Source organism: Mesorhizobium sp. LNHC232B00 (genome assembly GCF_000502435.1).
Taxonomy (GTDB): domain Bacteria; phylum Pseudomonadota; class Alphaproteobacteria; order Rhizobiales; family Rhizobiaceae; genus Mesorhizobium; species Mesorhizobium opportunistum.
In genome coordinates this window covers 1-22,624 of sequence record NZ_AYWP01000053.1, presented here as the reverse complement: position 1 = coordinate 22,624, position 22,624 = coordinate 1, and the positions used below count along the sequence as shown (strand labels likewise).

Below are 22,624 nucleotides of genomic sequence, written 5' to 3'. Positions count from 1 at the left end.
ATCTTCGCCCGCCGATACTGCGCCCCACCCAACAGCCTGGCCATTGTCGATTCACAAACCAAACTTCGGTTCCAAACCAGAGCCGCAACTGTGGAAAAGCCTTACAAGGGCTAGGCGCCATCCTAATACACAGCAGCTTGGCGGTCTGTGGCGCCAGGTCACGAAAATTCCAAGGGCATGGAGACCACGATGAAGGCACTTGTGAGAACCGCGGATGCACTGGGCGTACGCGAGGGCTATCCCATCCCCCGGCCGGTGGCAGGACAGGTACTTGTGAAGGTGATGGCATTCTGCCTAGGTCGGCCGGAGTTGGATGGCGATTACACCGGGGGTGACGAAGGCCGCATTGTCGGAAGCGGCGTTGCCGGCAGGATCGTCGCGGTAGGTGAAGACGTTCCCGCCTGGCGCCTTGGCGATATCGTTATCGTCGATCCTGGGCTCGGGCGCCGCGAAGGCAGCAGCGGTCTCATGGGTATCGACCGCGATGGTGGGGCCGCCGACTACCTGGTTGCCTCTGCGCTCGATGCATGCGCCGTGACGGCCGAACTGCCGATCAACATCCTGCCGCTTCTATCGTCGCACTACAGCCTGGGCGAACGCGTGCTCACCTGGGCGCGCCTCTATTCCGGAGAGACAATGCTCGTACTCGGCGCAAATGAGGGAGCAGGTCCAGCTGCTGTCGAACTCGCAGTCGCGAGGCATGCGACCGTCCACGCCGTAGCTGAGGATTGGGCTCACAACGCTTTGGTTGCGCTCGGTGCGAAACATGTAGAAAAGTCATTGGCCGATCTGGGGCAGTTCAAGACCAACGTCATTGCTGACTTCCGCACCGCGGGCGGTTGGCGGGACTGCTCGGCCCTACTTGGGCAAGATGGGATCTATGTCTCGTCCAAGGGCGACATTGCCCGCAACTCAGCGCCGGCCATCTCGGCCCTTGACGAGCCCGACATCTTCACCATGGAAACCCTGGAACATTTGGCTCGTATGGCCGAACACGGCAAGCTGGTGCCGAAGCCGGCCAAAGTGGTGGAATTTTGCAGCATAATGCATGACACCAGCGAAATCGTTTCCAAGCAGCAGCTCGGTCCGACTGTTGTCATCATGTGAGAATGAGCGCGCGATTGTCAGCCCCCGCGCCGGGGCGTCTCACAACGACCCATGTCAGGGCTAGTGCCGGCAAAGCGGGAGTATGATCTCGACAGGGAACGCGGTTGTCGGAAAGGATCCTGCTCGACAACGAACATTTTCATCATTGCCGAACGCGACTAGGACGCGGGCGTCCAGAAGACGTCCGCGTGGCAGTCCTGCCGGGCGAGGCCAAGGTCCAATAACGACTTGCGGCAGGTCTCGATCATGATGGGTGGACCGCAGAGGTAGGCCTTCATCCCCTCGCAACTGGTCAGATCCTGCCTGATAGCGTCGGCGAGAAAACCTTTGCGGCTGGCCGTTTCGCCGCTCGCGCTTGACAGCACGATCTGCGGCGAACCCCAGCCCAGATTTTTGCAAAGATGGCTGATCTCAGCTTCGCAATAGACATCTCTTTCTGACCGAACGCCGAAAAAGACATAGGCGGTTCTTGCAACCTGCTCACGGCTGAGCCAGCGGATCATCGACAGGATAGGTGCCAGCCCCGAACCTCCGGCACAGAACACCATTGGCCCAATATGCTGTTTGCGCAGATATGCCATGCCTTTTGGGCCGGAGATGATGGCTTCGTCGCCTGGCTTAAGGTCGGCATAGAGGTGTGGGCTGACTCTGCCGCCGGGAACCGCCCTTATGTGAAATTCCAGGAGGTTTGAGGTCGGCGTGTTGGCGAAGGAATAACTTCTCGGCGGATGCCGGGAAAATTGCACATTGGCATACTGGCCCGGAGCAAAGTCGAAGGGACGGCCGTCCTTCGCCACCATTTGCACCAAAGCGATGTCATGGGTAACCCGCTCGATGGACTGCACCGTCGCCTCGACCGAACGAAAGGCCGCAGGAGGCGCTTCTTCTCGGTCAAGCAGGGCAATTTCGCAATCGCTTCGCAGCATCGAGCGGCAGCCGAGAATATAACCCTGTTGCTTCTCGTCCTCGTCCAGGGCGACATCCAGATACTGCTTCATGTCCACGGAACCGGAGATGAGAGCGCATTTGCACTCGCCGCAAACTCCGTTTCTGCAGTCTGAAGGATAGTCGTGGCCGGTGCGTATGGCCGCTTCGAGAATTGTTTCGTCGTCTTGTACGGCGATCTCGTCCGCAAATTGCTGCACGATCAGTTTGTAGGGCATCTCCACGATCCAATAATGGCAGGCAGATTCAATTTCGCGGGGACGCGGAAAAAACTCTGCGCCCCTGCCGCTGAGAAAGAGCCGACGTTGCGACTGAACGCAATTTGAACAATGCGAAGCAAGGTTTCGCTTTGCCCGATGCAGGCTTGCCGCAGCGCGGATGACTGAGCGTTCGCAACACGTGGCGGGGCTGTTTGCCCGAACCTGATCAAGCTGTCAGCCAGCCGGCGCTCGGATTTTTCAGGGAGCGACGTGGCCTAGCCATTCGGTGCTGAAACCAAATGTTGGTTCGCACAATCATGATGGCCTGCCGGCAAGAGGTCGCGACACTCGTGGACGTCCGCGATAACTCGGCAAAGGCCGGATCTCGGTCGACGACGACAGGAGGATTTCAAAATGCCCAAGGCTCACGTGGTTCAGATAAAGCACCATGGCCCCCCGGAGGTTATGCACTTTGCTGACCTGGAGTTGGCGCCACCCGGCCGTGGAGAAGTGACCCTTCGGCAGACTGCCATAGGCTTCAATTTCATCGATATATCGCAACGCAAAGGCCTGGCGCCGCTTCTCTTGCCTACCGGCCTAGGACATGAGGCAGTGGGAGTGGTTGAGGATCTGGGTTCCTCAGTAGAGGAGTTCAAGATCGGCGATCGGGTCGCGTACATGGGCGCGGGGCCAGGAGCCTACGCGACTTTCAGGACCGTCAACGCCGAAAAGCTGGTTGCCGTTCCTGATAGCCTTTCGGACGAGGTGATCGCCGCCCACTTCTTCAAAGGTCTGACGGCGCAGTATCTGATACAAAAAACGTTCCCCGTGCGGAATGGGCATCTGGTGCTCCTGCACGCCGCGGCCGGCGGCGTCGGCTCAATACTGGCGAGTTGGGCCAGTAAGCTAGGGGCAACCGTCATCGGGACGGTCGGATCGGACGAGAAATGTTCTTTGGCGAAAGCCAACGGGTGTGCCTTCGCTGTCAACTATTCGAGGAAAGGCTGGGAGGACGAAATTCTCGCATGGACCGGAGGTACCAAGGTCGACGCAGTCTTCGATTCAGTAGGCAAAGACACATTCCTGTCTTCGCTGGATCTGACCACTGCTTTCGGAACTGTCATTGTCTTTGGCATGGCATCCGGACCGGCCCCGGCGATCGATCCGGAACTCTTGAACCGCAAAGGCTGTCTCTTCCTGACGAGGCCTTCCATTTTCCCGCACAACGCGGCAACGGCGCAATTTCGGGAGAACGCGGCAGACCTGTTTAAGGCCATGTCGGACGGAATGTTCGACACCAATACCTACTCCCGGTTCGACTTGACCCAGGTTCATGATCTGCATCGGGCCGTCGAAGCGCGCGAGGTTTCCGGTCCCGCCGTCATCGTCCCCTGATGTCCGAAGCCGGCGCGCCGACACTCTCTGACGTTCGCGAGCGCCTGCCCATTGGGCAACGCGGCCTGTCTGTGAGACACCGGTCCGTCCTTCGTTGCGGCCCCACGACACCGAACCAAGGTTCGCCCAAATCCGATTGAATGTACCCGAACTTGGGCACATTGTTTTCCCAACAACAACAACCAATGGGAACATAAAAATGTCGTACAAGTTGAAATTGGGTTTCGTCGCTGCGATCGCGCTGGCCGGTCAGGTGGTTCAGGCGGCCGCGGCCGACAGCATCACCATTGCGGAGTGGGGCGGTGCCTCTCAAGCCGCCGACCGCGCTGCGTTTTTCGAGCCGTTCGCCAAGGAAACCGGTATCAAGGCTGTCGACGACGTATGGCAGGGAGACCTGTCGACGGTCCTTAGCCAGGTGCAGACGAAATCCTACAAATGGTCTCTCGTCAGAGCAGAGACAGCGCTCGTCAAGCGCGGCTGCGAACAGGGCATTCTGGAAAAATTCGACCCCGCATTGGTCGGAACCGCCAAGGACTATCTTCCCGGGGCATTCCAGCCCTGCGGTCTCGCCTATGCAACGTTTTCGACCAATATCGCCTACAACGCAGACAAGCTGAAGGATAATCCCCCAACGTCGATCAAGGACTTCTTCGATCTCAAGAAATATCCCGGCAAGCGCGGGATTCGTCGTGACCCGGTCTATGCAATCGAGCTAGCGCTCCTGGCGGACGGGGTCACCCTCAAAGATCTTTACAAGGTCATGCGCACGCATGAAGGGATCGATCGCGCCTTTAAAAAGCTGGATACGATCAAGGACCAGGTCGTCTGGTGGGAATCGGGCTCGCAACCGCCACAGCTTCTGGCCGATGGCGAGGTGACGATGTCGACTGTCTGGGGCAACCGGATCGTCGCGGCTCAGAAAGAAGGCAAGAACCTGCAGATAGTCTGGGACTATCCCGGGCTTGACTACGACTGGTTCATCATGCCCAAGGGTTCTCCGGACGCTGCGAACGCCTCGAAGTTCCTCAAGTTCATCACGGAACCGAAGAACGCCGCCAAGCTGAGCGAAGTGGCGCCATTCGGACCTGTTCTAAAGGCTGCCATCCCCCTCGTCGGCAACCAGTATGTCGACAGCTTGCCGACCAGCCCGAAAAACAGCAAGAACGCCTTCGCGTTCGACTCCGAGTTCTATGCCGACAATCAGGAAGACCTTACTGTTCGGCTGACCAACTGGCTCCAGAAATAGCCATCTTCCAGGGCCACTGTCCCTCTCAACGGGAGTGGCCCTTTTTGGTTTTGATGCGGGATTATCGCCACACTGGCGTCTCGCCGGTTATGGGCGACGCTTCAAGCAGTTTGCTGGCGCCGTAGCGCCTCTCGGTGTTGCTCCGTGAAGCAATCATCGAGCCGGAAGTCGAGGATCAATCCGATGTCAGTGACCTCATTTCCCGCGGAAGCCGAGCAGGTTTTGCAGCCCGCACAGCTTTATCGCGCGGTGAAAAAGTCAGGCCAAAAGCGCAGGTTAGTGTCTCTTGCGCTGTTCGGCCCGCTACTGGCCTTCGTTCTCGTCTTTTTCATATTCCCGATCCTGTCCTTCATGGCATTGGCTTTTCACAACGACGAGGTGAGGACCGGCTTCCCATTGACGTCGCAAGCCATCCAAAGTTGGAACGGCATTGGCACCCCGTCTGAGCAGGTGTTTGAAGCGCTGACCCAAGACCTGCGTGACAGCTCGAAGCCGGAAGCGGTTTCGATCGCTGCTGCACGTCTGAACTTCGATGTTATCGGCTTCCGCTCGCTGATATTGTCCACGGCGTCCGGATTGCGCCAGGCGGCAGATGCGATGTCCAAGCCAGCACAAGAGGAGAGCGTACCAGACGGGTTTTCCATCTTCGGCAACGCCACCGCGGAAGACAGTTCGCAAGCAGCCGCAGGCCTTGGAACGCCGAAGCAGCAACTCATATCCATTGACCCCCGCTGGGAGGAGACGCGTTATTGGGCTGCCCTGAAGCGGGGCACGTGGGCGGTTACTCCCCTCTATATTCTGGCGGCGGTGGATTTGCGCACGGCTGACGACGGCTCCATCGAATGGGCATCTCCCGACCGCCAGATCTACCTCACTCTGATTGGAAGGACGTTCTTCGTCAGTGCCATCGTCACGCTGATTTCGATTGCCCTTGGCTTTCCCGTCGCACGGTTTATCAGCACTCAGCCTCCAAGCCGGGCCAACCTATTCATGTTTCTGGTGCTGGTGCCTCTGTGGACGTCGATTCTGGTACGAACCACGGCGTGGGTTGTCCTTCTCCAGGGCGAGGGGCTTCTCAATGACATCATAGTGAAACTCGGCCTTTCGGCTACGCGTCTTCCCCTGATCCACAACAGGTTCGGCGTGTACGTGGCGATGGTCCACATCTGTCTGCCATTCATGGTCCTGCCGCTCTACAGCGTGATGAAGTCGGTTCCAACGTCCTATACCCGTGCCGCGGCGTCCTTGGGCGCGGCACCACTGCGTGTCTTTTTCAAAGTCTATCTGCCCCTGGTTTTCCCTGGGGTGGCGGCAGGCGCGCTCCTCGTTTTCATAATGGGGCTCGGCTTCTATGTGACGCCGGCGCTTGTTGGTGGACCGCGCGACCAAATGCTCAGCTATTTCATTGCTGCCGCCATCAGCCGAGACTTGAACTGGGGTATGGCCGCGGCCTTGAGCATCATTCTGGTCGTCATCGTCATCGTCACGCTCATTGTTCTTAGACGGTTTTCGTCAACAGCCTTCACGCGTTGAGGAACGAAATGGTAAATACCTCCCTGGAAAGAGCATCCAATCTGGCGGTGGCAGTTGTCAGTCTGTTGGTGTTGTTGTTCCTGATCGTTCCGCTGCTGGTCGCGATCCCACTCTCGTTCAATCTTGAGCCTTATTTCACCTACCCGATGCCCGGCTATTCACTGAGGTGGTATGCCGAAATATTTGGCAGCAGTGCCAACGGTGTCGCATGGCATGCGGCGTTCGCCAACAGCCTGTTTATCGGCTTGTGCGCGTGTGTCGTAGCCACGGTGTTGGGCACCATGGCGAGCTTCGGCCTCAACCGCGAGGATGTGCCTTTCCGCGGCCTGGTTCAAGGCTTGCTGCTGTCTCCCCTGGTTGTTCCGGTGGTCGTCTTTGCTACTGGCTCGGTCTACTTTTTTGCGCGACTTTCCCTGGTTGGAACCTACACCGGCCTCATCATCGCCCACGCGCTGCTCGGGGTGCCCTATGTCGTCATCACCGTCACAGCCGCGCTGAGCGGATTTGACAACAATCTTTACAGGGCCGGCGTCAGCCTTGGCGCGACACCGCTTTCGGTCTTCCGCAAAGTCGTCTTGCCGCTGATCGCGCCGGGCGTCGCATCAGGTGCAGTCTTTGCATTTGTGGTCTCGTGGGACGAGATCATCGTTACGCTTTTCCTGGCCTATCCGGAACAGCATACGGTTCCGCGCAGGCTCTGGGCGGGTGTAAACGAACAGCTTAGCCCTGTCGTCATCGCGGCCTCCACGATCCTTTTCATCATCACGCTCGGCCTTCTCTTCGCGACGGAATATCTCCGCAGGCGAAACGAACGGCTTCTTGGCAGCGCATAGCGAGGACAGACAGATGAGCAGCCAATTCGATCCCTTCCTTCAATTTATCGACGTGCAGAAGGCATACGACAGCACCACCATGGTGGTGAAATCGCTTAACCTGAACGTGGCCAACGGCGAATTTCTGACGCTTCTCGGCCCATCCGGTTCGGGCAAGACCACGACGCTGATGATGCTGGCAGGGTTCGAGGAGCCGACGAGCGGTGAAATAAGGCTTCAGGGGCGTTCGATGAATGGCATTCCCCCGCACAAACGCGGCGTGGGTATGGTGTTTCAGAACTACTCACTGTTCCCCCATATGACCGTGGGGGAGAACCTTGCTTTCCCGCTGCAGGCGCGCGGCATGAACAAGGCTGAGCAGACGACCCGGATCCGAACCGCGCTTGACATGGTGAAGCTCGGCTCTTTCGCGGACCGGCGCCCGGGCCAGCTTTCCGGTGGCCAACAGCAACGCGTTGCTTTGGCGCGAGCCCTTGTCTTTGAGCCCGAGCTCGTACTGATGGACGAACCACTTGGCGCGCTGGACAAGCAGCTGCGAGACCATATGCAGCTTGAGATCAAGCATCTGCATGACCGTATCCGGGTAACGGTGGTCTATGTAACCCATGATCAGACCGAAGCCTTGGTCATGTCTGATCGTATCGCCGTCTTCAATGAAGGCCGCATTCAGCAGATCGCGCCGCCAGCGGAAATCTATCAAAATCCGGAAACGGATTTCGTTGCCCAGTTCATCGGCGAGAACAACCGGATTGAGGCCACGGTAAAACAGGCGAGCGGGAACCAGTGCCAGCTTGTGCTGAAGGACGGCGCCAATGTGTTGGCAAACTCGCCTCGCAAAGCCGAAGCAGGAGAGGCCCGCGTTCTGTCAGTGCGACCCGAAATGATCGTCGTGGGTCCCGATGCGCACGATCTGGCCAACAGCTACGAAAGCAAGGTGCGCGAGATCGTCTACCTCGGAGATCACGTGCGCGTCATTCTGCGGTTCGGCGGGATCGACGATCTTTCGATCAAACTGACGCACAGACGGGCAGCTAACCTTTCTATCGGTGATCCTGTGCGTTTCGGGTGGAAGCCCGAGGACTGCCGGGCCCTCTAGGTTTCTGCCTCGGCATTCCAGGCAACCGGTCCAAAGTTCGGGCGCATCAAAGCGTTTGATGATCCGGTTTGCACGGATGACACCGGGCAAGTCCATCCCCGCAAGATTCAACTGCAAGGAGCAGTCAAATGCATATTAGTGCACCTATTCGTTCGCACAACAGGTTCGCGCTCGATGACGAGGAAACGGCCGAAGTTTCGCGGGCGGACCGGGATCACTATACGCATGCTTGGCCGTCCTTTCGCTCTGCCTCGCAAACCGATTCCCTGGTGGTAACCGGCGGGGAGGGCGCATACGTCTTCGATGCCGCAGGCCGGCGCTATCTGGACGGCATGGGCGGGCTCTGGTGCGTGAATATGGGGTATGGTCGCGATGAGATCTGCGATGCGGTGGCCGAGCAGATGCGACAGCTACCTTACTACAATCCCACCGATGGGTTGGCGAATGTGCCGGCAGTGCGCCTTGCGGAAAAAATAGCATCCCTAGCGCCGGGTGAGCTCAACCGCGTCTTCTTCACCTGCGGCGGCTCGACGGCGAACGACTCTGCCGTCAGGCTGGTCCAATTCTATCAGAGCGTTCGTGGCAAACCTGATAAGCGGTTCATAATCACGCGCCTGCGAGCCTACCACGGCAGCACCATCATGACGGCATCTATGGGAGGCAATCCGCGCGAGCGCAGTCCGCACCTGCGTTACGTAACGGACATCATCCGGCAGGTCTCATGCCCCAATCCTTACCGCCGTCCCGACGGAATGAGCGAGTCCGAGTTTTGCGATTTCCTCGTCGATGAGTTGCGTACGACAATTTTGGAACTTGGGCCCGAGAATGTCGCCGCCTTCTTTGCCGAGCCGATCCTGGGATCGGGAGGTGTGATCGTACCTCCGGATGGCTATAATTTCAGAACCTGGCAGCTCTGCAAGGAATACGACATCCTCTACGTTGCCGACGAGGTGATCACCGCCTTCGGCCGGCTTGGGCATTTCTTCGCATCGAAAGACATCTTCGGGATCGAGCCCGATATCATCACATTTGCCAAGGGTATCACGTCCGGGTACCTGCCCCTTGGTGGGTTCGTTTTTTCGGACAGCATCCACAAGGTGCTCGTCGAAGCGGAGCCTCAGGCACCTTTCGTGAACGGTTATACCTACACCGGCCATCCGGCCGCGTGCGCGGCCGCCCTTGCCAATATCGCTTTGATGGAAAGTGAAGACATCTGCACTCACGTACGCAGCGAGGGCGTGTACTTTGAAAAGAAGATGCGCGAGCTCGCAGACCTGCCCCTGGTCGGTGATGTCAGAGGCAGCCATTTCATGATCTGCATCGAGAGCGTGCAGGACCGGTCCACAAAGGAGCCGTTCAGTCCTTCTGTCGGAGTAGGCGATCTCATCGCCAGGAATGCAGGACAACTTGGCCTCATCGTCAGACCGTTGAGAAACATGAACATCATCTCGCCCCCCCTGGTGCTTAGCCACGGCCAAATCGACGAGTTTGCGCGGCTCATGCGGGAAGCAATCGTCCTTACGCAAAATCAGCTCGTTGCATCGGGTGACCTTCGGATCGCCTGAGCGTGATGGGTTTGAGATTGTAGCATGCAGACTATCTATTCAGACGCTCACCTAGGGCACACAGATCGTGTCGAGCCGATGGGCAGCCGTATTGTGCCTGTGTCGGAAGTGCCCGAAAGGGCGACAGCGATCCTTGAAGCGGTGACTGCGCGTGGCCTGGGCGAAATCGCCAGGCCGCGCGATTTTGGCCTGGCGCCCATCCATGTCGTCCATCCGCCGCGCTACGTCGAGTTCCTCGCAGCGGCTTGGCGATTATGGGCGGAAGAGGGGCGTAGCGAGCCTCTGCTTCCAAATTTCTGGCGACCCCGAATCCCAAGGATGAACCCTGGAGCGGACATCTATCAAATGATCGACTACTATTCAGGCGATCCTGGCGCCTGCCTGGTTCAGGGGAGCTGGAACGCGATCCTGGCGTCGGCGAATTGCGCCGCAACGGCAGCCGAGATAGTTGCAGGCTGGGGCAGTGTTGCGTTTGCGCTCTGCCGCCCGCCTGGGCATCACGCCGGACAAGATCGCATGCGCGGCTCTTGCTACCTCAACAACGCGGCCATTGCCGCGCGCCGCCTGCGCCGCGAGGGAGCGCATAAGGTGGCGATAGTTGACATCGACTACCATCATGGAAACGGCACGCAGGAAATCTTTTATGAGTCCAGCGACGTCCTGACATGCAGCATCCATGTCGATCCAACTCTCGACTACCCTTTCTATGCCGGTTTTGCTGACGAGATGGGCAAAGGACCGGGGAAAGGGTTTAATTTGAACCTTGTGCTCCAGCGAGGCGCTGCTTTCACGCAGTGGGCGGTTGCGCTAGCCGCCTGTTTGCTGCGCGTCAGGGACTTCGACGCGGACGCGTTGGTGATAGCCCTCGGGGTCGACACCTACAAGGACGAGCCGACCCCCCCATGCTACTTCAGGCTGGAGAGCGAAGACTATTTCAGCGTCGGGAAATCGTTGGGCAAACTCAATCTTCCCACAGTGATCACGATGGAGGGTGGTTACAATCTCGATGCCGTCGGAACAAACGTCGCGAATTTTCTTGAAGGCTTTTTCGATTGTAATCGGCTCGCGTAACCGCCGGGGATTGTTTGACGGAAGATAGATCGCCGTTTTTCCTTTAAGCTGCGGATCGCTAGCTGCGGACGGTAAGCGACTGCCGTTTCAGGCCAAGTCCAGGTTCCAATTATAACGTCTCGCCATAGCCTGGAGATCTGGTCCTGGGACTTGCCTAGCTTGCCACCCGTTCTGGAAGGCCGAAAATCGACTTGATTTCCAAGTAGTCTTCAAATCCGAATTTCCCCTGCTCCCTGCCGTTTCCGGATTGCTTGTAGCCTCCGAAAGGTGCCGATGCGGTCAAGGGGGCGCCATTGATATGCACCATTCCGGCCCTGATGCGCCGGGCAACTTTCTCGGCTCTCGACAGATCTGCGGACGATACCGCTGCCGAAAGACCGTATGGCGTGTCGTTGGCCATCTCAATGGCCTCCTCGTCGTCACGGAATCCTATGATCGACAGGACCGGACCGAATATCTCTTCACGCGAGATCTTCATGTCGGGCTTCACACGACCGAAAACGGTGGGTCGCACAAAATAGCCGCGAGCGATGCCGATCGGCCGGCCCATTCCGCCGGCCGCCAATTCCGCACCTTCCTCGATTCCGGACGCGATGAGGGTCTGAACCTTCTGGAACTGGGTTGCGTTGGCGACAGGGCCAATCTGCGTTTCGGCAGACGTGGGATCGCCCACGACCAGCGCCTCGGCCACTTTCGAAGCGATCCGCATTGCCTCTTGCATGCGCTCTGCAGGAACCAGCAGGCGAGTGGGGGCTGTGCAGGTCTGTCCGGAATTGTTGAAGCAACGTCTGGCCCCGTTGGCGACCGCATCCTCGAAATCGGCGTCGTCGAGGATGATGTTGGGGGACTTTCCTCCAAGTTCCTGCGAAATGCGCTTGACGGTCGGAGCTGCGTTCTGAGCCACGAGAATTCCGGCCTGCGTGGAGCCCGTGAACGAGACCATATCGATCCCGGGGTGACGTGCGATAGGCTCGCCCACGCCAGGTCCGTCGCCATTTGCCAAATTGAATACGCCTGCCGGATAGCCCGCCTCATCGATCATTTCCGCAATCAGCAAAGCCGACAGCGGCGAGATTTCGCTCGGCTTGAGAACCACGGTACAGCCAACTGCCAGGGCGGGAGCCAATTTGGCCATCACCTGATTTGCCGGCCAGTTCCACGGCGTGATCAAGCCGCAAACACCAATCGGTTCGCGGGCCACCCTGGCCGCCGCCAGCTGCTCGTCGAACCGAAAGCCCCTTAAGATTTCTAAGGCCTCAACCAGATGGTCAAGCCCAGATGGCGCCTGAGCCATCCTAGCCCAAGTGATCGGCGCACCCATTTCCAAGCTAATCGCTTCAGCAAGGTCTTCCATACGTCTGCGATAGATTTCGGTGAAGCGCTCCAGCAGCCGGACACGCTCTTCGATGCTGGTTCGAGAAAATGTCGCAAATGCCCTTCGAGCGGCAGCGACCGCCACATCGACATCGGCTTCAGACCCCAGCGCGATCACGGCGACTTTTTCCTCGGTCGCCGGATTGATGACGTCAAACGGCCGCGGCCTCACCGGAGCCACCCATTTTCCGTCGATGTAGAAGTTGGTCGCGTGCTTCATGTCGGCGGCTCCTTCCTGTTGCGGGGGAACCTATTTCGCCGTTAGGGGAAACGATATTGGGAATGTCGCATATCGATTTCGGAAAAAGTCCACTGAGGGCGGGTTTCCCGTGGAGAGGAAATCCCCTTCAGTCGGCCCGCGTCGGATCGAGCTTCGCCCATTCCGGTCGGGTAGGCCTCAATAGCCATTTGCTCCGATTTCCATTAATTTTCCGCCACAAGGACGAGAAGGAGCACCGCATGTCGAAGCTGAAGCAATTGAGCGACCTTGATCTCAAGCTCCTTCGGGTCTTTGTCGTAATTGTCGAACAGGGCAGCTTTGCCGCAGCTCAAGGGCAACTCAACATCTCCCAGTCGGTATTGAGCGAAAATCTCAAATCGCTGGAGATCAGGTTGGGCATTCGGTTGTGCGATCGCGGGCCAGGCGGCTTTCGGGTCCTGCCGGAGGGCAAGGACGTCTATGCCGCAGCAAAACGCCTCTTTTTGGCTGTTGAGGATTTCAAGTTCGATTTGGCGAGTGTGGGGGAGGGACTGTCGGGCGAGTTGGCCCTTGCCCTGGAGGATGACGTTATCGTAAATCCGGCGTCGCGAATTCCGGAGGCTTTGAAGGAATACGTAAACTCATACGGACGCCGGATAAAGCTAAAAATCGAGATAATGGCCGGATTCCAGGTCTTGAGCAAAGTTGCTGACGGCACCGCACAGGTCGGCATAACCGTGGCGGTAGACAGAACTCGCCTTCGAGGCATTCAATCAATCCCCCTCTTTAAAGAGACCCTGCGCTTATACTGCGCGGAAGGTCACGAGTTATACTCTGACAACAGTCCACTGGTGCAGCAGAAGATTCGCGAATATCATTACTCTAGTCGAGGTCATCTTGAGCCGGAGAATTTCGCTGGCACGCTGAAGGCAGGAGACACCGAAGACATTGGATTGGGAGCGCAAGCTCAGCTGGCACTGATCCTGTCCGGGCGCAACGTGGGATATGTACCGGATCACGTCGCTGCTCCATACGTTGCATCGGGGAAATTGAAGCAAATTGGCGAGGTGGGTTCGGAGAATGACGTGGTGGCTGCCATAAGGTCCAAAAACTCTGGCTTGAAGCCGATCGAACAGTTGATCCGAGTGCTTGAAAGGGTTCACAGCAAGCAGCCGAAATAGGGTCGGCACGTCCTAATAAGGGCGAAACAAAGTTCGTCCGTTGCGTATAGTGGGCGCGCTTGTCTCGGCGCATCATTCCCCTTCGAAAGAAGAGGAGAAAGCCGTGCTCCAGAAACGTCCCTCCGTCGGGCCACTAGATTCACTCCAAGTTCCTCGTTTTGCCGGCATATCTACGTTTATGCGGCTACCGTACCTGCCAGATGGCGCTGATGTGGATATCGGCATCGTCGGGGTGCCCTTCGATTTTCCGACGAACCGCGGTGGAACGAGGCACGGCCCGTCCCAGGTTCGGGAAATGTCCCGCCTCATCCGACGCTTTCCAGCAGGAGGCGGGGAGTCGCCGTACGACATTTGTACCATTGCAGATCTCGGCGATGCTCCATTTAATCCTCTGGATGCCCAGAGCGCCGTCGAAGGCATTTCTGCGTTCTTCAGCGTCCTGGCCGAGAAGGGCATTACCCCTGTGGTCTGCGGTGGCGATCACGGAGTCACCTATTTCGTGCTGCGCGGGACGGTTACGACGAGCCCGGTCGGCTTTATCCAGTTCGACGCCCACCCAGACACCAATGACGAGCTTTACGGAGATCGCTACAACCACGGCACATTGCTGGCGCGAGGTGTCGAGGAAGGCCTGATAGACCCGAAGCGCGCCGTAACAATCGGGCTTCGAGGCTCGCGCTTTAGCCGTGAGGACCGCGCATTCAACGAAAAGCACGGCATGCGGGTCATAGATTTCGATGAGTTTGAAGCGATGGGCCGCGCGGCTGTCATCAACGAGATCAAGCGCGTCGTCGGAAGCGGCCCCACCTATCTGACATTCGATATCGACGTACTCGATTCCGCCTACGTGCCGGGAACCGGGTCGCCCGAGCCGGGCGGTCTGACAATGCGCGACGCCCAGGTCGTCCTTCGTGGCCTCGAAGGACTGGACCTCATAGGAGCCGACATGTGCGAGGTATCGCCACCACTTGACCCACAAGGCGTCACCGCCCTCAACGGCGCCAACATCCTGTTCGAGCTGTTGTGCATAGTTGCTCCGGCCGTCTCGAAACGTTTAGCCAAGCGCTGAGGATCTCACATGCTCTCGACGGATTTGAAGCGCCCGGCACGCGGCGGCGCGCAGGACCTGTTCTACTCACAAGCCAACACCAAGGGCCTTCCCACAATCGTCCGTGGCGAGGGCGTCTACATCTTCGACGACAAGGGAAACCGGTTCCTCGATGTAATTTCGGGAGCCATGGCCGCTTCCTTAGGGCAAGGCAACGAACGCGTCCTCAAGGCAATGTACGACCAGGGGATGAAGCACACCTTCTCCTACGTCAGGGTCAGCCGCCATTTGCCGAATGCCGTCCTTACCGAGAAGGTGGCCGCTCTGGCCGGACCGGGTTTCGAGCGGGTGCACCTGTCGTCGGGAGGCTCGGAATCGGTTGAAATGGCGATAAAGTTCCTTCGCCAGTACAGCTACGCCAAAGGCAACAAAGCCAAGACTAAAGTCATCACCCTCATGCCCTCCTACCATGGCGGGACCCTGGCGACGATCGGCTGGACCGGAGACGAGGATGCCGCAGCCGTCTGGGGACCGATGGCCGTTTTCGGCGAGAAAATACCGGCTCCACTTTCTTATCGACCGCCGTTCGGATCCACTTCCGAAGAAGGGGCGCTTGGCGTTGCGGCGGCCCTTGAAGCCAGGATCGTGGAACTCGGCGCGGAAAACGTGCTCGCATTCATGATGGAGCCGATTGGTGGTCAATCGACCGGCGCCAACGTCCCCCATCCGATCTTCTTCTCTGAGGTCCACCGGATCTGCCGGAAATACGGCGTGTACCTGGTTTTCGACGAGATCGTCAGCGCTTGCCGCTCAGGAAAATTTCTGGCGGCGCATCATTATCCGGACTGCAAGCCGGACGTGGTCATTACGGCAAAGGGCCTTGGTGCGACCTACACGCCGATCGGTGCGATGATGGCATCGGCAGAGATGGTAGACGAGCTTGCCGCTCTCACGGGCTTCAATCTCTCGCACACATACAATGCCAATCCCATCACCTGTGCAGGCGCGGCGGCCGTGCTGGATGAAATGACGGAACGCAACCTGATCGCCAACGCATCCCATCTGGGTGCGAAGTTGCGCGCCCGGCTGGAGAGCATCAAGGAAAACTCACCGGTGGTGGGCGACGTTCGCGGCCAAGGCCTGATGCTTGCCATCGAATATGTTCGCGACAAACAGACCAAAGAGGTCTTCTCCGGGGAAATCTATGCGAGCGACCGCATTCGCCAGATCGGCGTTGATCACGGCCTGATGCTCTACTCGCGCCGGCAAAATGGCGGCCGCTATGGTGAGTGGTCTGTCGTCTGCCCGCCACTAATCATTACCGAAGAGCAGATAGACGATCTGGCGGACCGCCTGGAACGCACGCTTCAAGTCTTTGCCGACGAAATGACAAGGGCTGGTGTGCTTTGATGCGCTACGAGGAGTTCCAGTTCCTGAAATTCGATCGCCGGCCGAACGGGGTCCTTCTCGTCACCATAAATCGCCCCGAGAAGCTGAACGCCGCCAACAACGTGCTGCATCACGAGCTTGCAGAGGTTTGGCTGACGGTAAAGACCGATCCTGAGGTTCGGGTCATCGTCATCACCGGCGCGGGTCGAGCCTTCTGCGTCGGCGGCGATCTGAACGACGAAGTGGAGAAGCTCGGCAACATTGATCCTGTCATCGAGATGGGAGAACTGGCGCTGCGCATCGTCTACAACATGCTTCATCTCGACAAGCCGATCATTTCAGCCATCAACGGCCCTGCTGCTGGAGCCGGGCTTGCGGTGGCGCTGACTGCTGACATCTCCATCATCGCCGAAGATGCCCAGATCACGGATGCTCATGTGAACATCGGCGTCGCCTCCGGGGACCACGCCGTCATGCACTGGCCACTCTACTGCGGTCTTCCCAAGGCGAAGCTGTATCTTTTGACAGCAGACCTTCTGGACGGTCGCGAAGCCGAGCGCATTGGCCTGGTCTCCATGTGCAAGCCGCTGAGCGAACTCATGGATACGGCCATGGACCTTGCCGACCGGATTGCGCGCAAGCCGCAGAGGGCCGTGCAATGGACAAAGCGCTGCCTCAACCACTGGCTGCGCCAGGCAGCGCCGATACTTGACCTTTCGGTTGCCTATGAGGGTCTCAATTTCATGGAGCCCGACGCAAAGGAAGGGCTGGAGGCTTTCCTGCAGAAACGTCAACCAAATTTTCCCTCGACGCGGTGAAACTCGATGCATGTTGCTCATTTCGTCCATCGATCAGCGGTTCGCTACCCGCAAAGACCATTGTGGTTGGGCGATGATTTCACCATCACCTATGCCGAAGGCGCTGCGCGGCTCAATCGCATTTCCAACGCGCTCCTAGCGCGGGGAAAACAGGGCGACAGGGTGGCCATCCTGTCCTCCAATCGTTTTGAAGCCTACGAAGTGTATCTCGCGGCGATGAATGCAGGCATGGCGGCGGTGCCGCTGAACCCCAAGCAGCACCCGAGTGAACAACTGTTTGCGGTGTCCGACTCCCAGGCCCGCTTCATGGTCTTTTCCCCCGAGTTTGCAGCCGTGGCCGCGTCCATTCGGCAGGACGTGCAACAGGTCGAGCATTGGATCGGGATCGATGGAACCGAGCCCGGCGTCATCCCCTATCTCGCGCTCAGCGAATATGCCGACTGTTCACCACCTGCCGTGACAATCGAGCCCGATGACCTGGCCTGGCTGTTTTATACTTCGGGGACCACAGGCGCGCCCAAGGGGGCGATGGAGACCCATCGCAACCTCGTCACGATGGTTCAGCAGTTCAGGCAGGTCCTTCTCGCGGATGCCGATGAATATGATGTCATGCTTCACCTTGCGCCAATCGCGCATGGCACGGCGAGCGTCGGGCTGGCTCACCTTGCCGTAGGCGCCGCGCAGGCCTTTCCGCTCTCCCGCAGCTTCGAACCGGACAAGGTCTTCGAAGCTATCGAGCGCTACGGTGTTACCGCAAGCTTTCTCGCCCCCACGATGGTGCAGATGCTTCTAAAGTCTCCCAACGTCGGATACTACAACCTTCGCAGCCTCAAGAATGTGATCTACGGCGGCGGACCGATGTACGTCGAAGTGCTCAAGCAGGCGATCGAAACATTCGGCTGCGTGTTCAGCCAGATCTATGGCCAGGGCGAGGCACCGATGACCTGCGCGGGACTTCACAAATCCGAGCATGTGCCAACCGAATCGGCTGCCCGGCTAGGATCGGCAGGCCGCGAAATGCCGGGCGTGATGATCCGCATTGTCGACGCCGACGACGGACCGGTAGGCGCGGACGTCCAGGGCGAGATCACCGTCCGGTCGGATCTGGTCATGAAAGGCTATTGGAACCGTCCCGATGCGACCGCGGAAACCCTTCGCAACGGATGGCTCCATACCGGGGATATCGGTTATCTCGACAAGGACGGGTTTTTGTTCGTGACCGACCGGATCAAGGACATGATCATTTCGGGCGGCGCCAACATTTATCCTCGCGAGATCGAAGAGATCCTCCTGCAGCACGACGCGGTCGGAGAGGTTGCAGTCATCGGCGTTCCCGATGACCAATGGGGCGAGTCCGTCAAGGCCCTGGTCGTCTTGCGGGAGGGTCGGACTGCGACAGGTCCGGAACTTATCGAATTCTGCCGCGCGCGGATCGCCTCATACAAGAAGCCAAAATCCGTCGATTTCGTGGACGGGCTGCCCAAGAGCGCCTTTGGAAAAGTCCTCAAGCGTGAACTCCGGTCTAGCCACTGGAAGGACCAAGCCCGGAAGATCTGATTGGTCCCACATATCCGGCGGCGCAATCGACGCAGCCGGGAAAACTGGTCAACGTGTCGGGCCGCCATGAGCGCTTCCCGCCAGGAGAGCGGAATGCACCTTCCCATGCAAATGAAAGCGATGGTCCTGACAGGACATGGCGGGCTGGACAAGCTTGAGTACAGGGACGTTCCCGTGCCCGCTCTGGCCGATGGAGACGTCCTGATAAAAGTCGCGGCCTGCGGCGTAAACAACACGGACATTAATACGCGCACGGGCTGGTATGCTCCCAGCGTGAAGACTGCCTTGACGGAAGAAATCGGCCTACGAGGCGTTTCCGCCGAGGCGCAAGATCTTGGCAGCTGGGATCGCGCATCGCTGCAGTTTCCCCGTATACAAGGGGCAGATGCGACAGGAACGATCGTGGAGGTTGGCCCAAACGTTCCGAGATCCCGGATCGGCGAGCGGGTCATAACCGATCCCTGCATTCGGGACGCCCGCCTTCCGCCTTTGTCCCAAGGCATCCTGTATTTCGGAAGCGAATATGACGGGGGCTATGCCGAGTACACCAAAATCCCCAGCGGCAATGCCGTAAAAATCACCAGCACGCTTTCTGATGAGGATCTTGCGAGTTTTGCCTGCTCTTACTCGACGGGCGAGGAAATGCTGGTGCGCGTCAACCTTCAGGCCGGAGAAACGCTGCTGATAACCGGGGCGTCGGGAGGCGTTGGATCAGCGCTCGTGCAGTTGGCCAAACGTCGTGGCGCGCGGGTTATCGCCGTCGGCGGAAAATCCAAGGAACAGTCCATTCGAGCCTTGGGCGCTGACGACTTCATTCCCCGAGAAAGAGGCGATCTGTTTGAAGCGGTCACTGAGATTGTGGGGTTGCGCGAGATCGATGCCGTTGCCGATGTGACCGGCGGCCCCACCTTCTCGCAGATGTTGCGCGTTCTTCGTCGCGCTGGCCGCTATGTGTCGGCGGGCGCGATTGCGGGCCCATGCCCCGAGATCGACCTGCGTGATCTCATCTACAAGGATCTGCAGATGTGGGGGGTGGGAAATCCGCAGGCGAGCACCTTCGCTGCGCTGGTCGGCTATATCGAGCGCGGCGAGATCAAGCCGCTCGTCGCCAGGACGTTTGCCCTGAGCGAGCTCAGAGAGGCGCACACCGAATTCGTTTCAAAGAAGCATGTCGGAAAGATCGTTATTAAGATCTAGCTCCAAGATTAAGGGATTGTCACGAATGCTTGCTATCGACGCGCAGCGATTCATGCGGCGGCACGAGTCGCTGGCAAAGTGGGGGGCGACTGGCAAAGGAGGCGTCAATCGTCCGGCCCTGAGTGCCGACGAGACGGGGGCGAGAAGGGAACTTCTCGACTGGGCAAGGACACGCGGCTTTGCAATCTACGTGGACCCGATCGGCAACCTTTTTGTGCGGCGCCAAGGGAGGTCGGCAAATGCCCTTCCGATACGAATGGGCTCTCATCTGGATAGCCAGATGCCCGGCGGCAACTATGATGGAGTGTACGGGGTTCTCGCGGCCTTCGAGGTTCTTGAGACGCTGGAGGACAACGCAGTCGCATTCGATACCCCGCTAGAATTGGTTGTCTGGAACAACGAGGAGGGGTGTCGCTTTTCCCCTACGACCATGGGGTCGGCGGTTCATGCAGGCTCCCTGTCCCTGGAACAGGCGCTTTCTGCCGTCGACAGCGAAGGCGTCACCGTCGGCCGGGCTTTGGAGCGAAGCCTTGATCTTCTTGGATCGCTAACGCCAATCGATCTTGGATCGCCCTGCAGCGGCTACATCGAAGCGCACATTGAGCAGGGCCCGCGGCTTGAGGCACTGGGCCTTTCGGTCGGCGTCGTTAGCGGTATCCAGGGCATTGCGCAATTCGTATTCGAAGTTGAGGGCGAGGAGGCGCATGCAGGGACAACGCCCCGGGACCAGCGCAAGGATGCGCTGCGCGGGGCGATCAATCTCGTCGAAGACTTGGCCTTGGCAATCGAGCACGTTGATGATGTGCGCTTTACGGTTGGAAAGTTCGAGGTCGCGCCGGGGGCGATCAACACCGTCCCCGCCAAGGTGATCTTCACAGTCGACCTGCGACACCCCGACAGCGAGGAGCTTGCACGCCTGGTGCAAGTTGTCCTGGTAGCCTGCTCCAGCCTGCGTCTGCGTTGTCGAGTACATTGCCGGCAAATCCTCAATTCCCCACCGATCCAGTTCGACGCGGCGGTGACGGCGGTAATATCGGAGTCGTGCGCAAAAGCTGGCATCGAAACGATGACGCTGCCGTCTGGAGCAACCCACGACGCCAAGCATATGGCGGAGCTCTGCCCGTCAGGCATGATATTCATTCCGTGCCGGGACGGCATCAGCCACAGCGATCGGGAACATGCCAGCGCGCCGGATATGATCCAGGGCGCCAACATCCTGTTGGCGTCCATCGTTCGGCTGGCCGACCTGACACGTGTCGGCACTTCCGACCAAAAACACGAACGCGTCTAGCTGGGAGATAGTTCTCATGTCCATGCAATCCAATTGGAGTTTCCCCACCGATGTGCGGTTTGGTGCAGGCCGAATTCGCGAGCTGCCGCAGGCCCTTCGCGACGCGGGCATCCGAAATCCGCTGTTCGTAACCGACCAGGGCCTTGCGTCTCTGCCGATTACGACGTCCACGCTCGATATCCTCCGCGACGCCGGCATGGCGGCGGCGGTGTTTTCCGACGTGCGAGCGAACCCGGTCCTGAAGGGCGTGGAGGACGGTGTGCGCATGTTCCGGGAAGGCAAGCATGACGGTGTGATCGCGTTCGGCGGCGGGTCAGCGCTGGATACCGGCAAGACGATCGCTTTCATGGCGCATCAGAAGGGCACATTGTGGGATTACGACTTCCTCAACGGGTATTGGGATCGCGCCGATCCGGCCGCCATCGCGCCGTTCGTCACTGTCCCCACAACCGCGGGAACCGGCTCCGATGTGGGACGTGGGGCGATGATCACAGATGAGGTCTCTCATACCAAGAAGGTGGTATTCCATCCGCTGATGAGGGCCAAGGTTGTCGTGGCGGACCCCGAACTGACCGTAGGCATGCCTCAATTCATCACCGTCGGAACCGGGATGGACGCGCTCGCGCACTGCATAGAGTCGCTGTCAAGCGCCTACTATCATCCGATGTGCGACGCAATTGCCGTCGAAGGTGTGCGTTTGATCTTCGAAAACCTTCCGAAGGCGTATTCAAATCCAAATGACATCCAGGCCCGTGGTCACCTAATGAGCGCTGCCGCGATGGGTGCTGTCGCGTTCCAGAAAGGGATGGGTGCCGTCCACGCGCTCTCGCATCCGGTCGGTGCGCTCTACGACACACATCACGGTATGACCAATGGCGTCTTCCTTCCCTATGTGATGATCGCAAATCGCTCTGCGATCGAGGATAAGATCGCACGCCTGGCATCGTATATCGGTCTTCAAAGAAGCTTTGACGCGTTCCTCGATGCTCTTGTTTCGCTGCGAGACCGGCTCGGCGTACCGCACACGCTGGTCGGAATGAACGTGAATGGGGAGCGCCGCGACGAAATTGCCGGGATGGCCATCCTCGATTCGTGCGCGCCTGAAAACCCCGTTGAACTGACACGCGAGCTGGCTCTGGAGATATTCGATTGCGCCCTTGAAGGGCGCCTCAACTGAGCTGTCGATGGACTTTTCTTGCGTGGCGAGGAAGGTCCGTCGGCGGCACCGAGGCGCACAGACCGGGCGCATCGCGCTTGGCACGACGGCGGGAAGTCAGGGAAGGCTTGTCCGACGGCGCTAGTTGAAGAGTGCAAGCAACATGATTTGCGGCTCTGGTTTGAACCGAAGTTTGGTTTGTGAATCGACAATGGCCAGGCTGTTGGGTGGGGCGCAGTATCGGCGGGCGAAGATGACGGCGGGTCGGACTGTGGATTGGCGGGCGGGTCGGCGAGGGCCGCTCGTCACGAAGATGAATGGAGGCTGCGGCGATGAATGCTCATGACAGGTCGGGTTTGGAAGCCGAGCCGCTCTCGGCCCACGACATCGAGAGGCTCGACCGCAGCACCAACCTTGCCGAGG

General features: G+C 58.8%; 18 protein-coding genes. 16 read left to right on the top strand and 2 right to left on the bottom strand.

The features are described 5' to 3' along the window. The first annotated feature begins 189 nt into the window (after window positions 1-189). Window positions 190-1,107: a hypothetical protein gene (locus tag X743_RS1000000170120; RefSeq protein ID WP_156934574.1), complete on the top strand. Its 918-nt coding sequence runs from the start codon at window positions 190-192 to the stop codon at window positions 1,105-1,107. Window positions 1,108-1,265: 158 nt separating this feature from the next. Here X743_RS1000000170120 and X743_RS138765 read toward each other — a convergent pair whose 3' ends face one another. After that, complete coding sequence (locus X743_RS138765) at window positions 1,266-2,270, bottom strand: 2Fe-2S iron-sulfur cluster-binding protein (protein WP_023769257.1); 1,005 nt, start codon at window positions 2,268-2,270, stop codon at window positions 1,266-1,268. 396 nt (window positions 2,271-2,666) lie between these two features. On the opposite strand from X743_RS138765, the gene X743_RS138770 reads away from it, so the two are divergent. From X743_RS138770 to X743_RS138800, 7 genes are all read left to right on the top strand, one after another. After that, a complete protein-coding gene (locus tag X743_RS138770; RefSeq protein WP_023769256.1) occupies window positions 2,667-3,647 on the top strand; it encodes a quinone oxidoreductase in 981 nt (326 codons plus the stop codon). A 217-nt stretch (window positions 3,648-3,864) separates the two neighbouring features. Continuing rightward, window positions 3,865-4,893 carry an ABC transporter substrate-binding protein gene (locus X743_RS138775; RefSeq protein ID WP_198028527.1) on the top strand — a complete coding sequence of 343 codons (1,029 nt, stop codon included), beginning with the start codon at window positions 3,865-3,867 and terminating at the stop codon, window positions 4,891-4,893. A gap of 183 nt (window positions 4,894-5,076) precedes the next feature. Next, a complete protein-coding gene (locus X743_RS138780; protein ID WP_023769254.1) occupies window positions 5,077-6,426 on the top strand; it encodes an ABC transporter permease in 1,350 nt (449 codons plus the stop codon). Window positions 6,427-6,434: 8 nt separating this feature from the next. Further along, window positions 6,435-7,259 (top strand): ABC transporter permease, encoded by an 825-nt coding sequence (locus X743_RS138785; protein WP_051508649.1) that lies wholly within the window; start codon window positions 6,435-6,437, stop codon window positions 7,257-7,259. Between the two features lie 13 nt (window positions 7,260-7,272). Further along, entirely contained in the window at window positions 7,273-8,355 is a 1,083-nt protein-coding gene (locus tag X743_RS138790; protein WP_023769252.1) for an ABC transporter ATP-binding protein, read from the top strand. A gap of 128 nt (window positions 8,356-8,483) precedes the next feature. Then, the gene (locus X743_RS138795) at window positions 8,484-9,920 is read left to right on the top strand and encodes an aminotransferase (protein ID WP_023769251.1); all 1,437 of its coding nucleotides are present in this window, start codon (window positions 8,484-8,486) and stop codon (window positions 9,918-9,920) included. Between the two features lie 24 nt (window positions 9,921-9,944). Then, on the top strand, window positions 9,945-10,991 hold the full coding sequence (locus tag X743_RS138800; RefSeq protein ID WP_023769250.1) for a histone deacetylase family protein: 1,047 nt from the start codon (window positions 9,945-9,947) through the stop codon (window positions 10,989-10,991). Between the two features lie 154 nt (window positions 10,992-11,145). Here X743_RS138800 and X743_RS138805 read toward each other — a convergent pair whose 3' ends face one another. Next, window positions 11,146-12,585 (bottom strand): aldehyde dehydrogenase family protein, encoded by a 1,440-nt coding sequence (locus tag X743_RS138805; protein WP_023769249.1) that lies wholly within the window; start codon window positions 12,583-12,585, stop codon window positions 11,146-11,148. A 239-nt stretch (window positions 12,586-12,824) separates the two neighbouring features. Here X743_RS138805 and X743_RS0137590 point away from each other — a divergent pair, with 239 nt between their 5' ends. The 8 genes from X743_RS0137590 to X743_RS138840 all read left to right on the top strand — a co-directional run bounded on the left by X743_RS0137590 (window position 12,825) and on the right by X743_RS138840 (window position 22,222). Further along, on the top strand, window positions 12,825-13,745 hold the full coding sequence (locus X743_RS0137590) for a LysR family transcriptional regulator (protein ID WP_198028526.1): 921 nt from the start codon (window positions 12,825-12,827) through the stop codon (window positions 13,743-13,745). Window positions 13,746-13,956: 211 nt separating this feature from the next. Next, a complete protein-coding gene (locus X743_RS138810) occupies window positions 13,957-14,814 on the top strand; it encodes an agmatinase (RefSeq protein ID WP_245264355.1) in 858 nt (285 codons plus the stop codon). 9 nt (window positions 14,815-14,823) lie between these two features. Further along, window positions 14,824-16,203, top strand: coding sequence for an aminotransferase class III-fold pyridoxal phosphate-dependent enzyme (locus X743_RS138815; protein WP_023769246.1), 1,380 nt, complete (start codon window positions 14,824-14,826; stop codon window positions 16,201-16,203). Beyond that, complete coding sequence (locus X743_RS138820; RefSeq protein ID WP_023769245.1) at window positions 16,203-17,000, top strand: enoyl-CoA hydratase/isomerase family protein; 798 nt, start codon at window positions 16,203-16,205, stop codon at window positions 16,998-17,000. The genes X743_RS138815 and X743_RS138820 overlap by 1 nt, the downstream gene beginning before the upstream one ends. A 6-nt stretch (window positions 17,001-17,006) precedes the next feature. After that, complete coding sequence (locus X743_RS138825) at window positions 17,007-18,557, top strand: long-chain-fatty-acid--CoA ligase (RefSeq protein WP_031258785.1); 1,551 nt, start codon at window positions 17,007-17,009, stop codon at window positions 18,555-18,557. Window positions 18,558-18,650: 93 nt separating this feature from the next. Continuing rightward, window positions 18,651-19,754 carry an alcohol dehydrogenase family protein gene (locus X743_RS138830; RefSeq protein WP_023769243.1) on the top strand — a complete coding sequence of 368 codons (1,104 nt, stop codon included), beginning with the start codon at window positions 18,651-18,653 and terminating at the stop codon, window positions 19,752-19,754. Between the two features lie 25 nt (window positions 19,755-19,779). Then, complete coding sequence (locus tag X743_RS138835) at window positions 19,780-21,045, top strand: M20 family metallo-hydrolase (protein WP_023769242.1); 1,266 nt, start codon at window positions 19,780-19,782, stop codon at window positions 21,043-21,045. A 16-nt stretch (window positions 21,046-21,061) separates the two neighbouring features. Beyond that, window positions 21,062-22,222, top strand: a complete 1,161-nt coding sequence (locus X743_RS138840; RefSeq protein WP_023769241.1) for an iron-containing alcohol dehydrogenase — start codon at window positions 21,062-21,064, stop codon at window positions 22,220-22,222. Window positions 22,223-22,624: the final 402 nt, after the last annotated feature.

What these genes read in the sequence shown, in the direction of transcription:
- X743_RS1000000170120 (WP_156934574.1), top strand. Translation starts at nt 190, where the DNA reads ATGAAGGCACTTGTGAGAACCGCGGATGCACTGGGCGTACGCGAGGGC.
- X743_RS138765 (WP_023769257.1), bottom strand. Translation starts at nt 2,270, where the DNA reads ATGCCCTACAAACTGATCGTGCAGCAATTTGCGGACGAGATCGCCGTA.
- X743_RS138770 (WP_023769256.1), top strand. Translation starts at nt 2,667, where the DNA reads ATGCCCAAGGCTCACGTGGTTCAGATAAAGCACCATGGCCCCCCGGAG.
- X743_RS138780 (WP_023769254.1), top strand. Translation starts at nt 5,077, where the DNA reads ATGTCAGTGACCTCATTTCCCGCGGAAGCCGAGCAGGTTTTGCAGCCC.
- X743_RS138785 (WP_051508649.1), top strand. Translation starts at nt 6,435, where the DNA reads ATGGTAAATACCTCCCTGGAAAGAGCATCCAATCTGGCGGTGGCAGTT.
- X743_RS138790 (WP_023769252.1), top strand. Translation starts at nt 7,273, where the DNA reads ATGAGCAGCCAATTCGATCCCTTCCTTCAATTTATCGACGTGCAGAAG.
- X743_RS138795 (WP_023769251.1), top strand. Translation starts at nt 8,484, where the DNA reads ATGCATATTAGTGCACCTATTCGTTCGCACAACAGGTTCGCGCTCGAT.
- X743_RS138800 (WP_023769250.1), top strand. Translation starts at nt 9,945, where the DNA reads ATGCAGACTATCTATTCAGACGCTCACCTAGGGCACACAGATCGTGTC.
- X743_RS138805 (WP_023769249.1), bottom strand. Translation starts at nt 12,585, where the DNA reads ATGAAGCACGCGACCAACTTCTACATCGACGGAAAATGGGTGGCTCCG.
- X743_RS0137590 (WP_198028526.1), top strand. Translation starts at nt 12,825, where the DNA reads ATGTCGAAGCTGAAGCAATTGAGCGACCTTGATCTCAAGCTCCTTCGG.
- X743_RS138815 (WP_023769246.1), top strand. Translation starts at nt 14,824, where the DNA reads ATGCTCTCGACGGATTTGAAGCGCCCGGCACGCGGCGGCGCGCAGGAC.
- X743_RS138820 (WP_023769245.1), top strand. Translation starts at nt 16,203, where the DNA reads ATGCGCTACGAGGAGTTCCAGTTCCTGAAATTCGATCGCCGGCCGAAC.
- X743_RS138825 (WP_031258785.1), top strand. Translation starts at nt 17,007, where the DNA reads ATGCATGTTGCTCATTTCGTCCATCGATCAGCGGTTCGCTACCCGCAA.
- X743_RS138830 (WP_023769243.1), top strand. Translation starts at nt 18,651, where the DNA reads ATGCACCTTCCCATGCAAATGAAAGCGATGGTCCTGACAGGACATGGC.
- X743_RS138835 (WP_023769242.1), top strand. Translation starts at nt 19,780, where the DNA reads ATGCTTGCTATCGACGCGCAGCGATTCATGCGGCGGCACGAGTCGCTG.
- X743_RS138840 (WP_023769241.1), top strand. Translation starts at nt 21,062, where the DNA reads ATGTCCATGCAATCCAATTGGAGTTTCCCCACCGATGTGCGGTTTGGT.